This is a genomic window from Flavobacterium sp. PL02 (genome assembly GCF_035013205.1).
Taxonomy (GTDB): domain Bacteria; phylum Bacteroidota; class Bacteroidia; order Flavobacteriales; family Flavobacteriaceae; genus Flavobacterium.
Map to the genome: position 1 here is coordinate 553031 of NZ_JAYGJP010000003.1, position 16649 is coordinate 569679.

Genomic DNA, 16649 nt, shown 5'->3' on the forward strand with positions numbered 1-16649 from the left:
TAGTTGTTGTTATAATTTTCCTCTCACTTCATTTAACTTCATTGTCATTGAAATAGCTGAATTTTCGATCCAGTTATTGTATTCTTCGATTGTTTTTAATCTTAATTCGTTATCTAAATAATCTTCCTCAACCATTTGACTGGAATCTGCAACTTTAGACCAAATCCCTATTTTTGATTTAAAATCAGAATCTTCATTATGATAAGCTTCGTCTGAATTTATTTTCTCGATAGAATGAAAACCTGCTTCTTTTAATAATTGAGGTAGATCTTCGCCTATCTTATTATTCATTCCGGCATCTGCTCGCCATTTCAAAAAAGTTTTATAAAATTCCTGCATGCTTTCCGGTGGTAATGGATTCCAGATTAAATTAGTGTGATCATAATCCAGAATTGATATTTGACCGTTTGGCTTTAATAATGATTTCATTTTTATTAAAGCTTCTTTAGGATTGCTTAACCATTGTAATGTTCTGGCAGAAACGATTAAATCAAATTTTGTGTCTGGATTGTATTCAAATAAATCAACCGCAATTAATTCTAGATTAGAGACTGATTGATAAGATTCTTTGCCGCTTTTTATGAAAATTTCTGTATTGTCAATTGCAATAACCTTTCCGTTAGGGCCAATAGTATTTGCAATATCTTTTGAAATTGAACCTGTTCCGCACCCAATATCTAAAATCGTCATTCCGGGTTTTAAAATCTGAATCAGATTTCGATAATCTTTTGATAAACTTCTATCGTCAAATATTTTTGTCGCGTTTTCGTCCCTTTTAATATGTTTATTGCCTTTCATTTACAATAGGATTATTTTTTGAAATATTTTTTCGGTCGATTTAATTTAGAAAGACCCGACAGGTTTCGAAAACCTGTCGGGTCTAGTAGATCGAACGAGATTTTATTAATAAGGAAGTTTATCGGCAAAAGCCACAATATCTTCTTTGATGTTTTGTAAATAATCAATGTCATCAAAGCCATTAATCATATTATTCTTTTTGTATCCATTAATCGCAAAAGATTCTGATTGACCAGTTACTAATAATGTAATAGTTTGATTTGGTAAGTTGATTTCTAATTCCGTTTTTGGATCAGCTTCAATTGCTTTAAAAATTGTATCAGCAAATTCAGGACTAACTTGTACAGGAAGAACTCCAATATTTAAGCAGTTTCCCTTAAAGATATCTGCAAAGAAACTAGATACTACAGCTCTAAATCCGTAATCGTAAACTGCCCAAGCAGCATGCTCTCTAGAAGATCCTGAACCAAAGTTTTTTCCTCCAACTAAGATTTTTCCGCTATAAGTAGAATCGTTTAAAACGAAATCAGCTTTTGGAGAATCATCGCCATTATATCTCCAATCTCTAAAAAGATTGTCTCCAAAACCTTCACGTTTTGTAGCTTTTAGGAAACGAGCCGGGATGATTTGATCGGTATCTACGTTTTCTATCGGTAGCGGCACTGCACTACTAGTAAGTATATTAAATTTATCGTATGCCATTTTTTCTTTTTGCTTTAGGCTTTAATGCAATCGGCTTTGAGCTTTGGGCTTTGGCCTTGTATTGTATTTAGCTGTTAGTTTAATTTTTGTCTTAATGTGTAAATTTGTTTTCTTATTTGAATCACTTTACTTTCTAAAATCTGATGAATCTCAGGTTTTAAATATTTCAAGTCAGAAGTAAGTAATAGTAAATATTCAACTTCTGAACATGAAGCAATTGCAATGTTCAAGTATCTTGCAAACTCTTTTTCGGAATTAGAACCACATCCTTCTGCGAAATTTGTTGGAATAGAAGATGATGCTCTTCTCAATTGACTTGTTAATCCAAATAATTCTTCTTTTGGAAAATCTTTCGTTGCTTGATAAACTTCAAGTGTAAACAGATGACTTTCTTGCCAGGCATTGTATTTTCTAAAATCTCTCATTTATTTAGGCTTTGAGCGATGAGCTTTCGGCAAACCGCTGATAGCCGATTGCCCGAAGCCCAAGGCTTTTCTAAAAAAGCTCTCTTGGATCTGTTAGTTTTCCTGTCACGGCTGCTGCTGCTGCCATAATCGGACTAGCCAAAAGTGTTCTTGAGCCAGGACCTTGACGACCTTCAAAGTTTCTATTAGATGTACTTACTGCATATTTTCCAGCAGGAACTTTATCATCGTTCATAGCTAAACAAGCAGAACAACCAGGCTGACGTAATACAAAACCTGCTTCGGTTAAGATTTCTAAAAGACCTTCTTCTTTAATTTGTGCTTCAACAACATGAGATCCTGGAACTAACCAAGCAGTTACATTATCAGCTTTTTTGCGTCCTTTTACAATTTCTGTAAAAGCTCTAAAATCTTCAATACGTCCATTAGTACAACTTCCTAAGAATACAAAGTCGATTGGTTTTCCAATCATTACATCATTTTCTTGAAAGCCCATGTAAGCCAAAGATTTTTTATAAGTTTCCTCGCCGCCTTCAACTTGGTTGGCGTTCGGAATATTTTTAGAGATACCAATTCCCATTCCTGGATTAGTACCGTAAGTAATCATCGGTTCGATATCTGCTGCATTAATGTTTAATTCAGCATCAAAAACTGCATCAGCATCGGTTTTTAAAGTTTTCCAATAAGCAACCGCTTTATCCCAAGCTTCACCTTTTGGCGCATATAATCTTCCTTCAAGGAAATCGAATGTTTTTTGGTCTGGAGCAATCATTCCTCCACGAGCACCCATTTCGATACTTAAATTACAAACAGTCATACGACCTTCCATGGTCATGTTTTCAAAAACATTTCCTGCATATTCAACAAAATATCCAGTACCTCCAGAAGTAGTTAATTGAGCAATAATATAAAGAGCAACATCTTTTGGTCCTACACCTTTACTTAATTCGCCATTTACGTTGATACGCATTTTCTTTGGCTTTGGTTGCATGATACATTGAGTAGATAAAACCATTTCAACCTCAGAAGTTCCAATACCAAATGCAATCGCTCCAAAAGCACCGTGAGTAGAAGTATGTGAATCTCCACAAACAATAGTTGCACCAGGAAGTGTGATTCCATTTTCAGGACCTACAACGTGAACGATTCCGTTTTTTTTGTGACCTAAACCCCAGTGAGAAATTCCGTATTCGGCTGCGTTATCTTCTAATGCTTTTAGCTGATTAGCAGATAAAGCATCTTCAACAGGTAAATGCTGATTTATAGTTGGTGTGTTGTGATCGGCAGTTGCAAAAGTGCGTTCTGGGTATAAAACCGAAATGCCTCTGGATTTTAATCCTAAAAAAGCAACAGGACTTGTAACTTCATGAATAAAGTGACGGTCAATGAAAAACACATCGGGTCCATCTTCAATTTTACGCACAACGTGCGAATCCCATACTTTGTCGAATAATGTAGTACTCATTTTTAACTATTTTTTAATTGTAATTTCCATGTAATCATAAGAGGATAACAAAATTAGAAAAAGAATCAAAAGTGAAAATTGGCATATTCGATTATATACGATACCCAAACTTAAATACAAATTATAAACTCGTTCGCTTTGTTTGATATTCGTTAAGGTGTTAAATTTTTCTTTGCTTTTCTCTTTCTCTTTTTAATTAGGTTGCTTTTGATTGTTGTAGAGGTTGCTAATTTGTGGATTTATTGCTATTTAGCTGTGTTTAAAGCGGTTTTAGAATAAATAATATAACAAAATGTGGAAAAATAATAGTAAATAATAATTCTTTCTTTTGATTAAAGCAGTTTAAAAATGAAGTAATTGGATGTTTTATTCGGTTAAAACTATTCTATATAAAGCTGTTTTTTTAATTGCATTTTACGACATCCAAGAAATGTATTTTTTGTTTTTTAGAATGAAGTTAAAATCAATTTGAGTGATTATGACGGGTAGCTGACAATTACTTTTTAAAAGGATTACTAATATTGAAAATTCTAATTTTAAAAAAATAATGTCATGAATTTAAATCAAATTGCTTACAGAATTGGAGTTATTGGAACCGTAATTATTTTAGTTTGGGTTGGACTTTTTAAGTTTACAGCTGCCGAAGCTGGAGCAATAAAAGGCTTAGTCGAAAATCATTTTGCAATGAGTTGGATGTACAGAGTAATGTCGGTGCAAGTTGTTTCTAATGTTATTGGAGTTTTTGAAGTCTTTACTGGGGTTGGACTATTGTTTTCTTTATTTTATAGAAAAATCGGAATCTACGCAGGAGCAGCTTCGGCTGTTATATTTATTACAACTTTAAGTTTCCTAATTACAACTCCAGGTGTTTTTAGAAGTGTGGAGGGGTTTCTTGTAACAGACTTTTTTATTTTGAAAGATATTCCTTATTTGGCAATTTCTTTGATGGTGTATGCGAAAAACAAGGAGTAAATAAAAGAAATTTTACCCATTCAATATAAAAGAAAATAATCAATCCAAATTATCAAAAACATAACGAGTTTTAATAATTTGGATTGATTATTATAGCTACTAATCCTTACAATCGATGTGGGCTTTTATCAAAGCGATCATTTATTGAAAAATGATATTGCAGACCCAATTCTAACCCAATTCGTAAATTATGTGTAGTTTTTTTAGAATCATTCCAATCAGGTGTGTCTGAATAGTAAGGGAAATTATCTGCAGAAGTGAAATCATATTCATATCTTAAATTTGTAGAATAGGAAATTTTATCTGACAGAAAACCTTTTAAACCAATTGAACCAATTATACCAAATAAAGTTTTTTTGTGCATTTTTCCTTTGTCACTATAATATTGATTTCTTTCTGGATGTTGATAAGAAATATATTCACCATAATCTGAAGTATGTGTTCTTATTTCATATTCATCTTCTGCAATTGTTTTATAATATTTCAGAAAAGAAAACTGTATTCCTTGATTAAATGTTAAAAATAATTTCTCTTTTAAGTGATAATAATATTGAACAGTTATGGGAGTTTTATAATACTCAAAACTTGATTTTATACTTGTATTGTCTCCAACGACATCAAAAAAGTATTTTTCGTTTTGTTTCGAATATTCAAACCCAGTTTTTACACCCCAACTGTCATTCCAGTTTTTTTCAATTGTGAGTCCAAAACCAAAACCATTTGGCAAATCTTGTTTGTCTTTATTATAAAGGAAGTTTGAATTTATTCTAGTGAAAAAGAAAGGATTCAAATTTATTCCAACTTGCCAATCAGTTATATCTTGAGCATTTCCCGCAAAGGAAATACTCAAGATCATGGCAATTACTAAGTTTTTCATGTTTAATTGTTTAAAATTATTTTGCCCGTTATGACATTCTTTTCAGTTATTACTTTTAAAATATAAATCCCTCCTTTTAGTTTGCTTGAAAGCTCAATTTGCAATTCATCTTGATTGTAGAATTTAGATTCTTGAACTAATTTCTGATTTTGATTAAAAATCTGATAATTGCTAGAAAGTATTTCTGGAAGTTTTATTGTAATATTTCCGTTTGTAGGATTTGGTGAAATTATAATTTCTGAAATCTCACTTTCTGGAGCTAATCTTGCTTGAAAACAAGGAGTTGGTGTGTCTAAGGAGTATATTTCACTAGCTATAGCTCCAGTATAGGAGTTAGCATAAGTGACAGTAACATTAACGTTTCTTGACACGGTAGGATGCGCCATTATAGGCGTAGTAACTCTTATGCTTCCATAAAACATAAAACTAAAGTTTTTTCATATAAATTAATTTCTTTTAGAGTTTAAAGGCTTCAAAAGTAACTTGTGCTACATTCTTTTTGTTGTATTTTCTTACTCTACTTCAATACTATATTATCTGTTTTGGACAGAAAAATCTGTTTTGGTTGCGATGTATATTTTTATTTTTAAGTTGTCATTTTGCTCTCCCTTGTTGATAACTTCCTTTTTTAATAGCTCAAAAAAAGACTAAATTTGTAGTTCCTCCATTTTCCATCCAGCGATTTTATTTAGTTCTTGTTATCAGGGATTTAGAATAGAGATAATTGGAATTTGGAATTTTAATTTTGTCTTTTTAAGCTTATGTATTTAATATTCGATACCGAAACTACTGGATTACCAAAACGTTGGGATGCTCCAATAACCGATTCTGATAACTGGCCTCGCTGTATTCAGATCGCTTGGCAGCTTCATGACGAAATGGGGCAATTAATCGAACATCAGGATTACTTGGTAAAACCTGAAGGATTTAATATTCCGTATGATGCCGAGCGTATTCACGGAATTTCTACAGAGTTGGCTGAAGCCGATGGAATCACATTGGCAGAAGTTCTGGAGAAATTTAATATTGCATTAAGCAAGACTAAATTTATTGTAGGTCAGAATTTAGGTTTTGACGTTAATATTATGGGAGCCGAGTTTCATAGAATGGGCGTGGAATCTCCAATGAGTTCTATGCCAGTTTTGGATACATGTACTGAGGTTACTGCTTCATTATTAAAGCTTCCGGGAGGTCGTGGTGGAAGATTTAAGTTGCCAACGTTAACAGAATTACATAGTTATCTTTTTGAAAAACCTTTCGCAGAAGCACACAACGCAACTGCCGATGTTGAGGCAACCACGCGTTGTTTTTTGGAGTTAATAAGAAGAGAGGTTTTTACCAAAGAAGAATTGGATGTTCCGAAGGATTATTTCAAGGAATTTCAGAATAGAAATCCTCAGGAATTTCCGTTAATTGGTTTAAAACACATCAATTTAAAAGCAGCTTCTGATAAAATCAGAGAGCAATTAAAAGCTCTGGAATCTGTTGGTAATGAAACTACAGTTTCACATTCTGACAGAGAAGATTTTAAAGCGGCAAAATATTCGCATTTACACAACCATACGCAGTTTTCGGTTTTGCAATCGACTATTGGGATTGGTAATATTGTTTCGGCTACAGCCAAAAACGGAATGCCAGCCGTTGCTATGACCGATACAGGAAACATGATGGGGGCTTTTCATTTTGTGAGCGCCGTTATGAATCATAATAAAGCTGCTTCTGGAAAAAATAAAGCTTTGGTTGAGGCTGGTGAAGAACCAACAGAAACTGAGATAAAACCAATCGTGGGTTGTGAGTTTAATGTTTGTGATAACCACTTAGATAAAACCAAGAAAGACAACGGAAATCAGGTCGTATTATTAGCCAAAAATAAAAAAGGGTATCACAATTTGGCAAAAATGTCATCGATTGCCTTTACGAATGGGTTTTATTATGTTCCCAGAATTGACCGTGCTATTGTTGAAAAATACAAAGAAGATATCATGGTTTTATCTGGGAATTTATACGGAGAGATCCAAAGTAAAATTCTGAATGTTGGTGAAAACCAAGCTGAAGAAGCTTTGATTTGGTGGAAAGAACAATTTGGAGATGACTTTTATCTTGAAGTCATGCGCCACAATCAGGAAGATGAAAATCGTGTGAATAAAACGCTGATTGAGTTTTCTAAAAAACACAATGTCAAATTAATTGCGACAAATAATACTTATTATTTAAATAAAGAAGATGCCAATGCACACGATATTTTATTGTGTGTAAAAGATGGTGAAAAACAAGCTACGCCAATTGGTCGTGGTCGTGGATATCGTTACGGATTACCAAATCAGGAGTACTATTATAAGTCGCCTGAAGAGATGAAAAAACTCTTTGCAGATTTACCAGAAGCGATTATCAATATTCAGGAAATTGTAGATAAGGTTGAGATTTATTCGCTTTATCGTGATGTATTGCTTCCTAAATTTGATATTCCGGAGGAGTTTGTAGTTGTCGAGGATGAAGCTGATGGTGGAGTTAGAGGTGAAAATAAATATTTGCGTCACCTTACTATGGTTGGTGCAAAAAAGAGATATGGAGAAATTACAGAATCTATTCAGGAACGTTTAGACTTTGAGTTATTAACGATTTCGAATTCTGGTTATCCGGGTTATTTCTTGATTGTTCAGGATTTTATCGCCGAAGCCAGAAATATGGACGTTTCGGTAGGACCTGGTCGTGGATCGGCTGCTGGATCTGCAGTAGCATATTGTTTAGGAATTACGAATATTGACCCGATTAAGTATGATTTGCTTTTTGAGCGTTTCCTTAATCCGGATCGTGTATCCATGCCCGATATTGATATCGATTTTGATGATGAGGGTCGTGGTCGTGTTATGGATTATGTAATTAATAAATACGGGCAGAATCAGGTTGCGCAAATTATTACGTATGGTAAAATGGCAACGAAATCGGCGATTCGTGATACGGCTCGTGTACTGGATTTGCCATTGTTTGAAGCTGATAGAATTGCAAAACTGATTCCGGGAATGATGCCGTCTAAATGGAATTTAGCGCGTTTTATTTCTGAAAGTGAGGAGGAAGTTAAAAAAGCGCTTCGTTCAGACGAATTTGAGAATGTAAAAGAGTTAATTGCTATTGCCAATGAAGATGATTTGGCTGGTGAAACAATTCAACAAGCAAAAATCCTTGAAGGATCGATGCGAAATACCGGAATTCATGCCTGTGGTGTAATTATTACGCCATCGGATATTACGAATTTCGTTCCCGTTACTACAGCAAAAGATTCTGATTTATATGTAACACAGTTTGATAACTCGGTTGCAGAAAGTGCAGGATTGCTGAAGATGGACTTCTTGGGTCTGAAGACCCTTACCTTGATAAAAGATACTGTTAAACTAGTAAAATATAGAAACGGAATTGATTTAGATCCGGATACTTTTCCGATTGATGATGTTGAGACGTATGCTCTTTTCCAGAGAGGAGAAACAGTTGGGATTTTCCAATATGAGTCACCCGGAATGCAGAAATACATGAAGGATCTGAAGCCTACAGTTTTTGGAGATTTAATTGCCATGAATGCCTTGTATCGTCCGGGACCATTAGAGTATATTCCATCTTTCGTAAGAAGAAAAAATGGCGAAGAAGAAATCAAATACGATTTAGATGCCTGTGAGGAATATTTGGGAGAAACCTACGGAATTACGGTTTACCAAGAGCAGGTAATGCTTTTGTCGCAATCGCTGGCTGACTTTACAAAAGGTGAGGCTGACGTTTTGCGTAAGGCGATGGGTAAGAAACAAAAAGATGTACTGGATAAAATGAAGCCTAAGTTCGTAGAACAAGCGGCTAAGAAAGGTCATGATGCAAAAGTTCTGGAGAAAATTTGGAAAGACTGGGAAGCATTTGCGAGTTACGCCTTTAATAAATCGCACTCGACTTGTTATGCCTGGATTGCTTACCAAACAGCATACTTAAAAGCGCATTATCCTGCTGAATATATGGCTGCGGTACTTTCTAATAATATGAACGATATTAAGCAGGTTTCGTTTTTTATGGAAGAATGTAAACGAATGGGATTACAGGTTTTAGGACCAGATGTAAACGAGTCGTTTTATAAGTTTACTGTAAATGATGAATATGCTGTGCGTTTTGGAATGGGAGCTATCAAAGGAGTAGGTTCTGGAGCAGTGGCAACAATTGTAGAAAGTAGAAAAGACGGTAGGTATAAATCGATTTTTGATTTAGCTAAACGAATAGATTTGCGTGCTGCGAATAAAAAAGCAATCGAAAATCTGGCTTTGGCTGGTGGTTTTGATTCGTTTGAGGGAACTACAAGAGCACAATATTTTCATGATGATGGAGATGGAATTACTTTTTATGAAAAGGCAATTCGTTATGGATCCAAGTTTCAGGAAAATGAAAATTCATCGCAAGTGAGTTTGTTTGGAGAAACAAGTGAAGTGCAAATTGCCGAGCCTGTTGTACCTCCGTGTGAAGACTGGAGTACGATGGAAAAACTGGCTAAGGAGAAAGAAGTTGTTGGGATTTATATCTCTGGACACCCTCTGGACGATTTTAGATTTGAGATGAAATACTTTTGTAATGCGAGATTAGAATCGCTGAAAAGTATGAATGAATATGTGGGTAAAAATCTAAATTTTGCAGGAATTATAAATAACGTGCAACACCGCGTGGCAAAAAACGGAAAAGGCTGGGCGGTATTTAATTTAGAAGGATATGATGAAAGTTATGAGTTTAAGATTTTTGGTGAAGAATACCTGAAATTTCGCCATTTCCTGATTCAGAATAATTTTGCTTTCCTGAAAATATTAATTAAGGACGGATGGGTAAATCATGATACAGGTAAAAAATCTGACCCGAGAATGCAATTTGTCGAAATAAGACAATTGCAGGATATTCTGGAAGCTTTTGCTAAAAAGTTGATTTTATTATTGAACATAAAAGATTTACATGAAGACTTTATTCATAGGTTGAGTCATTTGTTTAGTGAGAATAAAGGCGATAATCAGGTAACTTTTGAAATCATGGAATTAGAAAAAGTAAAGCGCTTGGTTCAGGTTGAAACAAATAATGAGTTTGAAGAAACTGAAGATGCTGTTTTTGTTGATGAAAACGATGAAAATGATGCTGATGAAGTCGCTGCTACAAAAACACCTGAGGTTACTGAGGTGGAAGAAATAAGTGTGGTTACTAAGCTGACTATGCCGAGTAGAAGGTTGAAAATTAAGATTTCGACTGAGTTATTGCAAGAATTAGAGAAAATGCAGATAAATTTTAAGCTGAATTAAATTTTAACAGTTAAATTTTTGAATAATGTGTTTTTTTAACGTTAAAATTATGCATGCATACTATTTTTTTAGTATCATTGTGTTGAATTACAACGATTGCGCTCCTATTGCCCCAATGCATAAAGAGAACATTCTGTTAAATTATTTTATGTTTGTATAAATTATTTAAGAAAAAAATTATGAAAAAGAACCTTTTTTTATTAGGATTAATGGTTTGTTCTATGACTATGGTAGCTCAAACTGAAACACAAAAACCAGAAAGCTGGTATTTTAAATTAGGCGGGTCATATTTCTTGCAAACTGCCGCAACTGAGTTTCCTACAGTAGGAGGAAATCTTCCTTTGGATAGAACTTACGTTGGGGGTAAGTTAGTTTCTGAAGAAAGTGTTACAGGTTCTTTTGGTGAAGGTTTTAGAACTGGTGTAACTGCTGGTTATAGATTTAATGCTCGTTTAGGGGTTGAGTTAGGGGTTAATTATTACACTAGTAATGATAAAACAATGGCGCAAACCAGATCAGATGTGCCTATTACGCCAGCTGGAGTGTATAGTTTTAAATCAGTAGGTCAAATTACTGCTTTTGATTTAGCACCAGCATTAGTGTTATTTTTAGGTGAGCACAAAGGTTTTGAGCCGTATACTAAAGTTGGAGTTTTAGTTCCTATTCATGGAGATTTAGAAATCACTACTGATGCATACGCACCGATCGCTTTTGCACCAACGGGAGCTCCAATTGCTTTTGGAGATGTTCGTAGCGTTGATAAAGTAAAACCAAATCCTACTATTGGGTTTGTTGCTGCTTTAGGAACATCATATAAATTAGGAAAAAACATTTCGGTTTTTGCTGAATTAGAATACCGTAACTTTACTGTACACGGAAAAACTAAAGAAACTACTGAATTTACGGTTAATGGAAAAGATGCTTTAGCAACTAGAACAACTGCTCAAATACATACAAATTACAGAAGTAAATTAGATGTTAATTCTAATAATCCTTTGTTTAATCCTAATACAGCTACACCAGACACAAAAGATACAACTAGACCTAATGATGCAATGGATGAATTAAGCTCTTACGTTGGTATTTCAGGTTTAGGTCTTACTTTAGGTCTTAAATATAGTTTGTAATATAATTACTTTAATAGTTTTAGAAAAGAGGATGTTCGAAAGAATATCCTCTTTTTTGTTTTAATTCTGATTAGGAATCTATTGTGTTTTAGCTTTTTGGTGTTGAGTTAAAGTGTGATAAAGTAGAAAAGGCTCTTGTGGATTGCTAGGGTGCTAGCCCTGATAGAAGCGGTATCCTTTTAAGGCTTTCTTTAAGCCGTAAAAGATAGAGCTGATAGCAGGATTAAGCTCCTGAAATTGCTTAAATAACAATAGAAGTATAGAAATTTGTAATGCGTTTATAATGAAAACTAATTTGTAAATTGAGGTGAATTGATTTTAAATTTCTAAATTTGTACTCGAGTTTGAAACTCATTAAAAATTGTCCCCCGAAGCGAAGTCTGAGGGTTAAACTTTAAACAAAAAAGAAAATGGCATTAGCAATAACAGACGCTACTTTTGATGAAGTAGTTTTGAAATCAGATAAACCAGTTATGGTTGACTTTTGGGCAGCATGGTGTGGGCCTTGTAGAATGGTTGGACCAATCATTGACGAATTAAGCACTGAATATGCTGGAAAAGTAGTAGTAGGAAAAGTAGACGTAGATGCAAATCAAGAATTTGCTGCAAAATACGGTGTACGTAATATTCCAACTGTTTTGGTTTTTCATAACGGTGAAGTAGTAGGTAAACAAGTAGGGGTTGCTCCGAAACAAACTTACGCAGATAGTTTAGACGCATTGTTGTAATCGAATCCGATTATAATTTATATAGAAAGGTTTGGCGAAAGTCAAACCTTTTTTTATTTTTAACGAATATCAATACCTATTCCTAAAATGAAAATTATTTACTGCTTCCTTGGTTTCTTTGTTCTAACTAGTATTTGTTGGTCTCAATCTGTAAAAAAGAAAGAGTTTATATTGGAAAAAGGAGTTTCTGAGGAATTGGCGATTTTCCGAAAACAGCAAATCTCGGATGTAACGTATGAATTATCGTTTGCAATTCCTGATAAAAAAGACCAGCAGATTGTTTCAGGTCTTGCTGTAGAGTTTAAATTGTTGGATTTAAGTCGCCCTTTGTATTTGGATTTTAACGAAAAATCGCAGAACCTAAAATCGATTCTTGTAAACGGCAAAAATGTTGCTATCGTGCATGAGAAAGAACATATCGTTATTTCTGAAAAGAGCTTAGTGAAAGGTAATAATAAAGTCGAAATTTCATTTATAGCTGGAGATTTATCGTTGAACAGGAATGATGATTTTCTTTATACGCTGTTAGTTCCTGATAGGGCTAGTACGTTGTTTCCTTGTTTTGACCAGCCAGATATTAAAGCAACTTATGTGCTTAGTCTTACTGTGCCAAAAGATTGGGCTGTTCTTGCTGGTGCGAGTGTAGAAGAGAAGTTTGATAAGGGAGAAACGGTTACTTATAAGTTTGGGAAATCAGACAAAATGAGTACTTATTTGTTTTCGTTTGTAGCTGGTCAATTTAAAAAAGTTACCGAAAACCCTGGTGGTAATAGGGCGATGACAATGTTGTACAGGGAAAATAATCCCGATAAAATAAAAGCAAGTACAGATACTATTTTTAATTTGCATCAGCAATCATTAGGTTTCTTGGAGCAATATACACAATATCCGTTTCCTTTTCAGAAGTTGGATTTTGCCTCGATTCCTGTATTTCAATATGGAGGAATGGAGCATGTGGGAGCTATTCAGTATAAGGAGTCTTCTTTGTTTTTGGATAACAGCGCTACTGATAGCGAGAAATTGAATAGAGCTAAGCTTATTGCTCACGAAACAGCTCATATGTGGTTTGGTGATTTGGTGACTATGAAATGGTTTGATGATGTATGGATGAAAGAGGTTTTTGCAAATTTTATGGCAGATAAAATCATGAATCCAATTTTTCCGAAGGTAAATCATGGTTTACAGTTTTTAACAGCTCATTATCCTAGTGCGTATGACGAAGATAGGTCTGCAGGAACACATCCGATTAAGCAAAAATTAGCAAATCTTAAAAACGCAGGATCGCTTTACGGAAGTATCATTTATAATAAAGCGCCAATTATGATGCGTCAATTAGAAGCTTCGATGGGAGAAGAGGCTTTTAAGAAAGGTATTCAGAAGTATATTGAGAAATATGCTAATGATAATGCTAATTGGGAGAATTTAGTTGAAATTCTGGATGCTGAATCTCCATTGGACATTAAGAAATGGAGTGATGTTTGGGTTAATAAATCCGGAAGACCTATTCTTACGGCACATATTGAGTATGATTCTGGAAATCGTATACAACGTTTTGAAATTAATCAACAGGCAGAGGATAAATCGAATAATCTTTGGCCGCAGCTTTTTGATATAGGATTGGTTTATCCTGATGGTGTTAAGGTAGTTAAAGTAGCTGTAAAGGATAAAATAACAAAGGTAGATGGTATTTTAGGTTTGGCTAAGCCAATGACAATTATATATAATTATAATGGGCTGGGTTATGGTGTTTTTCCTGTAGATGTAAATAATCTGGATTATACAACAATAAAAGATGAGGTAGCAAGAGCATATAGTTATATTAACCTTTATGAAAATATGCTAGCGGGTACGGTTGCTCCTGCAAAGACATTTGATGCTTGTTTGGAAGGAATTAAAGTGGAGCAAAATGAATTGGTTATTAAGATATTATCAAGTCAATTAAATACTATTTTTTGGAAATTTCTTGGGGATAAGCAACAAATTGTGAATCAGCAAAAACTTGAGGAAGTTGTTTATAGTCGTTTACAAACGGATTTGCCAAAAAATATAAAAAAGACGTTGTTTGGATTGTTTAGTTCTATTGCTTATTCTGATTCGGGAAAGGAAAAATTATACCGAATATGGAGTAAAGAAGAGGTAATTGCTAATTTAAAATTAAATGAAGATGATTATACAAGTATGGCTATGAATTTGGCTATATTTAAACATCAAAAGGCGGATGAGATTTTAAGTAAAACAAGAGCGGAGATTAGTAATCCAGATAAGCAAAAGCGATTTGATTTCTTGCTTCCTTCATTATCAAAAGAGGATTCTGTTAGAGGAGCTTTTATGATGTCTTTAAAAGACGAGAAAAACAGAGAGAAGGAATCTTGGGTTTCGGTTGCTTTGGCAAATGTGCATCATCCGTTACGACAGGAAAGTGCTCAGAAATATATTAGATTTTCATTGGATTTAGTGAGTGAGATTCAGCGAACAGGAGATATTTTCTTTCCAAAAGACTGGTTGAATAATACTATTGGGAAATATTCGTCGAAATATGCTTTTGATGAAGTGCAGCGATTTTTAAAAGAAAATCCTAATTTTAGTCCAATATTAAAGAGAAAGTTGCTGCAATCGACAGATGGTTTGTATCGAGCGCAAAAAATAAAATAAGAAATCGAATGAAGATTGAATCGCAAATAGAGAAAATTTCTAGTTTTCAGCATCTTGAGATGTTGGCTAATCAGGTTGTGGAAGGTTTTATTTCGGGAATGCATAAAAGTCCGTTTCACGGTTTCTCGGCAGAATTTGCTGAGCATAAAGTGTATAATGTTGGCGAAAGCACAAAACATATCGACTGGAAATTGTATGCCAAGACAGACCGTTTGTATGCAAAGCGATTTGAAGAAGAAACAAACTTGCGTTGTCATTTAATAATAGATAACTCGGCATCGATGCATTATCCTGATTTAAAAGCAAATCAATCTTTTTATGAGAATAAAATAGGATTCTCGGTTTTGGCATCGGCAGTTTTAATGAATATTTTAAAGAAACAACGTGATGCAGTAGGCTTGAGTGTGTTTTCGGATAGTTATGAGTATTATGCACCCGAAAAGGGAAGTGACCGTCATCATAGAATGTTGCTTAATAAACTGGAAGAGCTTCTGGAAAAACCTAAGACGAGTAAAAAAACAGATACGGTTACGTATTTGCATCAAATTGCGGAGAAAATCCACAGACGTTCGATGATTGTCCTGTTTACAGATATGTTTCAGTCCAGTGGCGATGCGTCGGGAGAGGAATTATTGTTTAATGCATTGCAACATCTTAAACATAATAAGCATAAAGTGGTTTTGTTTCATGTAATAGATAAGGAAACAGAAGTGAAATTTAACTTTGATAATGCGCCACGTAAATTTATTGACCTGGAAACTGGTGAAGAAGTGGCTGTTTTTGCTGATAATGTGAAAATAGAATATGAAAAAGAGGTTGAAAGTTATTTTAAGAGACTGGCTTTAACTTGTGCTCAGAACAGAATTAAGTATGTTCCGGTCGCAGTGGGTGATAATTTTGAAAAAATATTAACTACTTACTTGGTTGAAAAACAAAACTTTGGATAATAAGTAAAAAAATAAATTAAATTTTTTTACAAAAAGGCTTGCAGAAACGAAATTCTATACTATCTTTGCAACCGCAATAACGCAGAGGTTTGGTAGTTCAGTTGGTTAGAATACATGCCTGTCACGCATGGGGTCGCGGGTTCGAGTCCCGTCCAGACCGCAATATTGGGAAAAGCCTTTCTTTATAGAAAGGCTTTTTTGCCCAAATACAGTATCTAAGATTAGTTGTGTTGTTTGGTCGGCCTTGTAAGCTGACCGGGTTTAGTAGTTAGACCAATGAAAAGCTTTCCACTTTTGTGGATGGCTTTTTTGATTTAAGACCTTTTTGGTTTGGGAGATTAACCGCAAAGAGCGCTAAGATTTACGCGAAGTCCGCAAAGTTTTTGAAATCCTTTTAATCCTTATAATCTGTGGCAATAATTTAACCACAAAAAATACTAAGATTACGCAAAGTCCGCAAAGTTTTAATTAAGCTTTGCGGACTTTGCGTTTTTTAACTTTGTAATCTTTGCGGTTAAATAGGGGATCAGGTTCAAAAGTTGGGGATTAAGCAAAAAGATTAGATAATCTGAACAAGAAGAAATCAATATTTCTTACACCTCTAAATTGGCTTCTAAATGCTTTTATTTTTGCATTAAAAGATTCGGCAGAAG

The 16649-nt window shown here is 34.3% G+C and carries 12 protein-coding genes and 1 tRNA gene; 7 read left to right on the top strand and 6 right to left on the bottom strand.

The window, feature by feature from the left end; all coding sequences use genetic code 11:
• Positions 1–9: 9 nt before the first annotated feature.
• The 4 genes from SHI72_RS13450 to leuC all read right to left on the bottom strand — a co-directional run bounded on the left by SHI72_RS13450 (position 10) and on the right by leuC (position 3390).
• Positions 10–798 carry a methyltransferase domain-containing protein gene (locus SHI72_RS13450; protein ID WP_039113808.1) on the bottom strand — a complete coding sequence of 263 codons (789 nt, stop codon included), beginning with the start codon at positions 796–798 and terminating at the stop codon, positions 10–12.
• Positions 799–903: 105 nt separating this feature from the next.
• Positions 904–1500 carry a 3-isopropylmalate dehydratase small subunit gene (gene leuD / locus SHI72_RS13455; RefSeq protein ID WP_323490252.1) on the bottom strand — a complete coding sequence of 199 codons (597 nt, stop codon included), beginning with the start codon at positions 1498–1500 and terminating at the stop codon, positions 904–906.
• 74 nt (positions 1501–1574) lie between these two features.
• Positions 1575–1925, bottom strand: coding sequence for a four helix bundle protein (locus tag SHI72_RS13460; RefSeq protein ID WP_323490253.1), 351 nt, complete (start codon positions 1923–1925; stop codon positions 1575–1577).
• 70 nt (positions 1926–1995) lie between these two features.
• Positions 1996–3390 (bottom strand): 3-isopropylmalate dehydratase large subunit, encoded by a 1395-nt coding sequence (leuC, locus tag SHI72_RS13465; protein ID WP_039113811.1) that lies wholly within the window; start codon positions 3388–3390, stop codon positions 1996–1998.
• A gap of 552 nt (positions 3391–3942) precedes the next feature.
• On the opposite strand from leuC, the gene SHI72_RS13470 reads away from it, so the two are divergent.
• On the top strand, positions 3943–4362 hold the full coding sequence (locus SHI72_RS13470; protein ID WP_039113812.1) for a DUF417 family protein: 420 nt from the start codon (positions 3943–3945) through the stop codon (positions 4360–4362).
• A 106-nt stretch (positions 4363–4468) separates the two neighbouring features.
• On the opposite strand, the gene SHI72_RS13475 is transcribed toward SHI72_RS13470, so the two are convergent.
• Together SHI72_RS13475 and SHI72_RS13480 are read right to left on the bottom strand one after the other, a co-directional pair.
• Positions 4469–5239 (bottom strand): outer membrane beta-barrel protein, encoded by a 771-nt coding sequence (locus SHI72_RS13475; protein WP_039113813.1) that lies wholly within the window; start codon positions 5237–5239, stop codon positions 4469–4471.
• A 2-nt stretch (positions 5240–5241) separates the two neighbouring features.
• Positions 5242–5661 (bottom strand): T9SS type A sorting domain-containing protein, encoded by a 420-nt coding sequence (locus SHI72_RS13480; protein ID WP_323490254.1) that lies wholly within the window; start codon positions 5659–5661, stop codon positions 5242–5244.
• A 339-nt stretch (positions 5662–6000) separates the two neighbouring features.
• Between SHI72_RS13480 and dnaE the strand changes: the two genes are divergently transcribed.
• From dnaE to SHI72_RS13510, 6 genes are all read left to right on the top strand, one after another.
• The gene (gene dnaE, locus SHI72_RS13485) at positions 6001–10542 is read left to right on the top strand and encodes a DNA polymerase III subunit alpha (protein WP_323490255.1); all 4542 of its coding nucleotides are present in this window, start codon (positions 6001–6003) and stop codon (positions 10540–10542) included.
• A gap of 179 nt (positions 10543–10721) precedes the next feature.
• Positions 10722–11669, top strand: a complete 948-nt coding sequence (locus tag SHI72_RS13490) for an outer membrane beta-barrel protein (RefSeq protein WP_323490256.1) — start codon at positions 10722–10724, stop codon at positions 11667–11669.
• 410 nt (positions 11670–12079) lie between these two features.
• Positions 12080–12397: a thioredoxin gene (gene trxA, locus SHI72_RS13495; RefSeq protein ID WP_039113817.1), complete on the top strand. Its 318-nt coding sequence runs from the start codon at positions 12080–12082 to the stop codon at positions 12395–12397.
• An 87-nt stretch (positions 12398–12484) separates the two neighbouring features.
• Entirely contained in the window at positions 12485–15049 is a 2565-nt protein-coding gene (locus SHI72_RS13500) for a M1 family aminopeptidase (RefSeq protein ID WP_323490257.1), read from the top strand.
• Between the two features lie 8 nt (positions 15050–15057).
• Complete coding sequence (locus SHI72_RS13505; protein ID WP_323490258.1) at positions 15058–15996, top strand: DUF58 domain-containing protein; 939 nt, start codon at positions 15058–15060, stop codon at positions 15994–15996.
• Positions 15997–16082: 86 nt separating this feature from the next.
• Positions 16083–16156 (top strand) — tRNA-Asp (locus SHI72_RS13510).
• Positions 16157–16649: the final 493 nt, after the last annotated feature.

Coding starts and splice junctions, on each gene's coding strand:
- SHI72_RS13470 (WP_039113812.1), top strand. CDS start 3,943: ATGAATTTAAATCAAATTGCTTACAGAATTGGAGTTATTGGAACCGTA.
- SHI72_RS13500 (WP_323490257.1), top strand. CDS start 12,485: ATGAAAATTATTTACTGCTTCCTTGGTTTCTTTGTTCTAACTAGTATT.
- SHI72_RS13505 (WP_323490258.1), top strand. CDS start 15,058: ATGAAGATTGAATCGCAAATAGAGAAAATTTCTAGTTTTCAGCATCTT.
- SHI72_RS13450 (WP_039113808.1), bottom strand. CDS start 798: ATGAAAGGCAATAAACATATTAAAAGGGACGAAAACGCGACAAAAATA.
- SHI72_RS13475 (WP_039113813.1), bottom strand. CDS start 5,239: ATGAAAAACTTAGTAATTGCCATGATCTTGAGTATTTCCTTTGCGGGA.
- SHI72_RS13490 (WP_323490256.1), top strand. CDS start 10,722: ATGAAAAAGAACCTTTTTTTATTAGGATTAATGGTTTGTTCTATGACT.
- leuD (WP_323490252.1), bottom strand. CDS start 1,500: ATGGCATACGATAAATTTAATATACTTACTAGTAGTGCAGTGCCGCTA.
- trxA (WP_039113817.1), top strand. CDS start 12,080: ATGGCATTAGCAATAACAGACGCTACTTTTGATGAAGTAGTTTTGAAA.
- SHI72_RS13460 (WP_323490253.1), bottom strand. CDS start 1,925: ATGAGAGATTTTAGAAAATACAATGCCTGGCAAGAAAGTCATCTGTTT.
- SHI72_RS13480 (WP_323490254.1), bottom strand. CDS start 5,661: ATGTTTTATGGAAGCATAAGAGTTACTACGCCTATAATGGCGCATCCT.
- leuC (WP_039113811.1), bottom strand. CDS start 3,390: ATGAGTACTACATTATTCGACAAAGTATGGGATTCGCACGTTGTGCGT.
- dnaE (WP_323490255.1), top strand. CDS start 6,001: ATGTATTTAATATTCGATACCGAAACTACTGGATTACCAAAACGTTGG.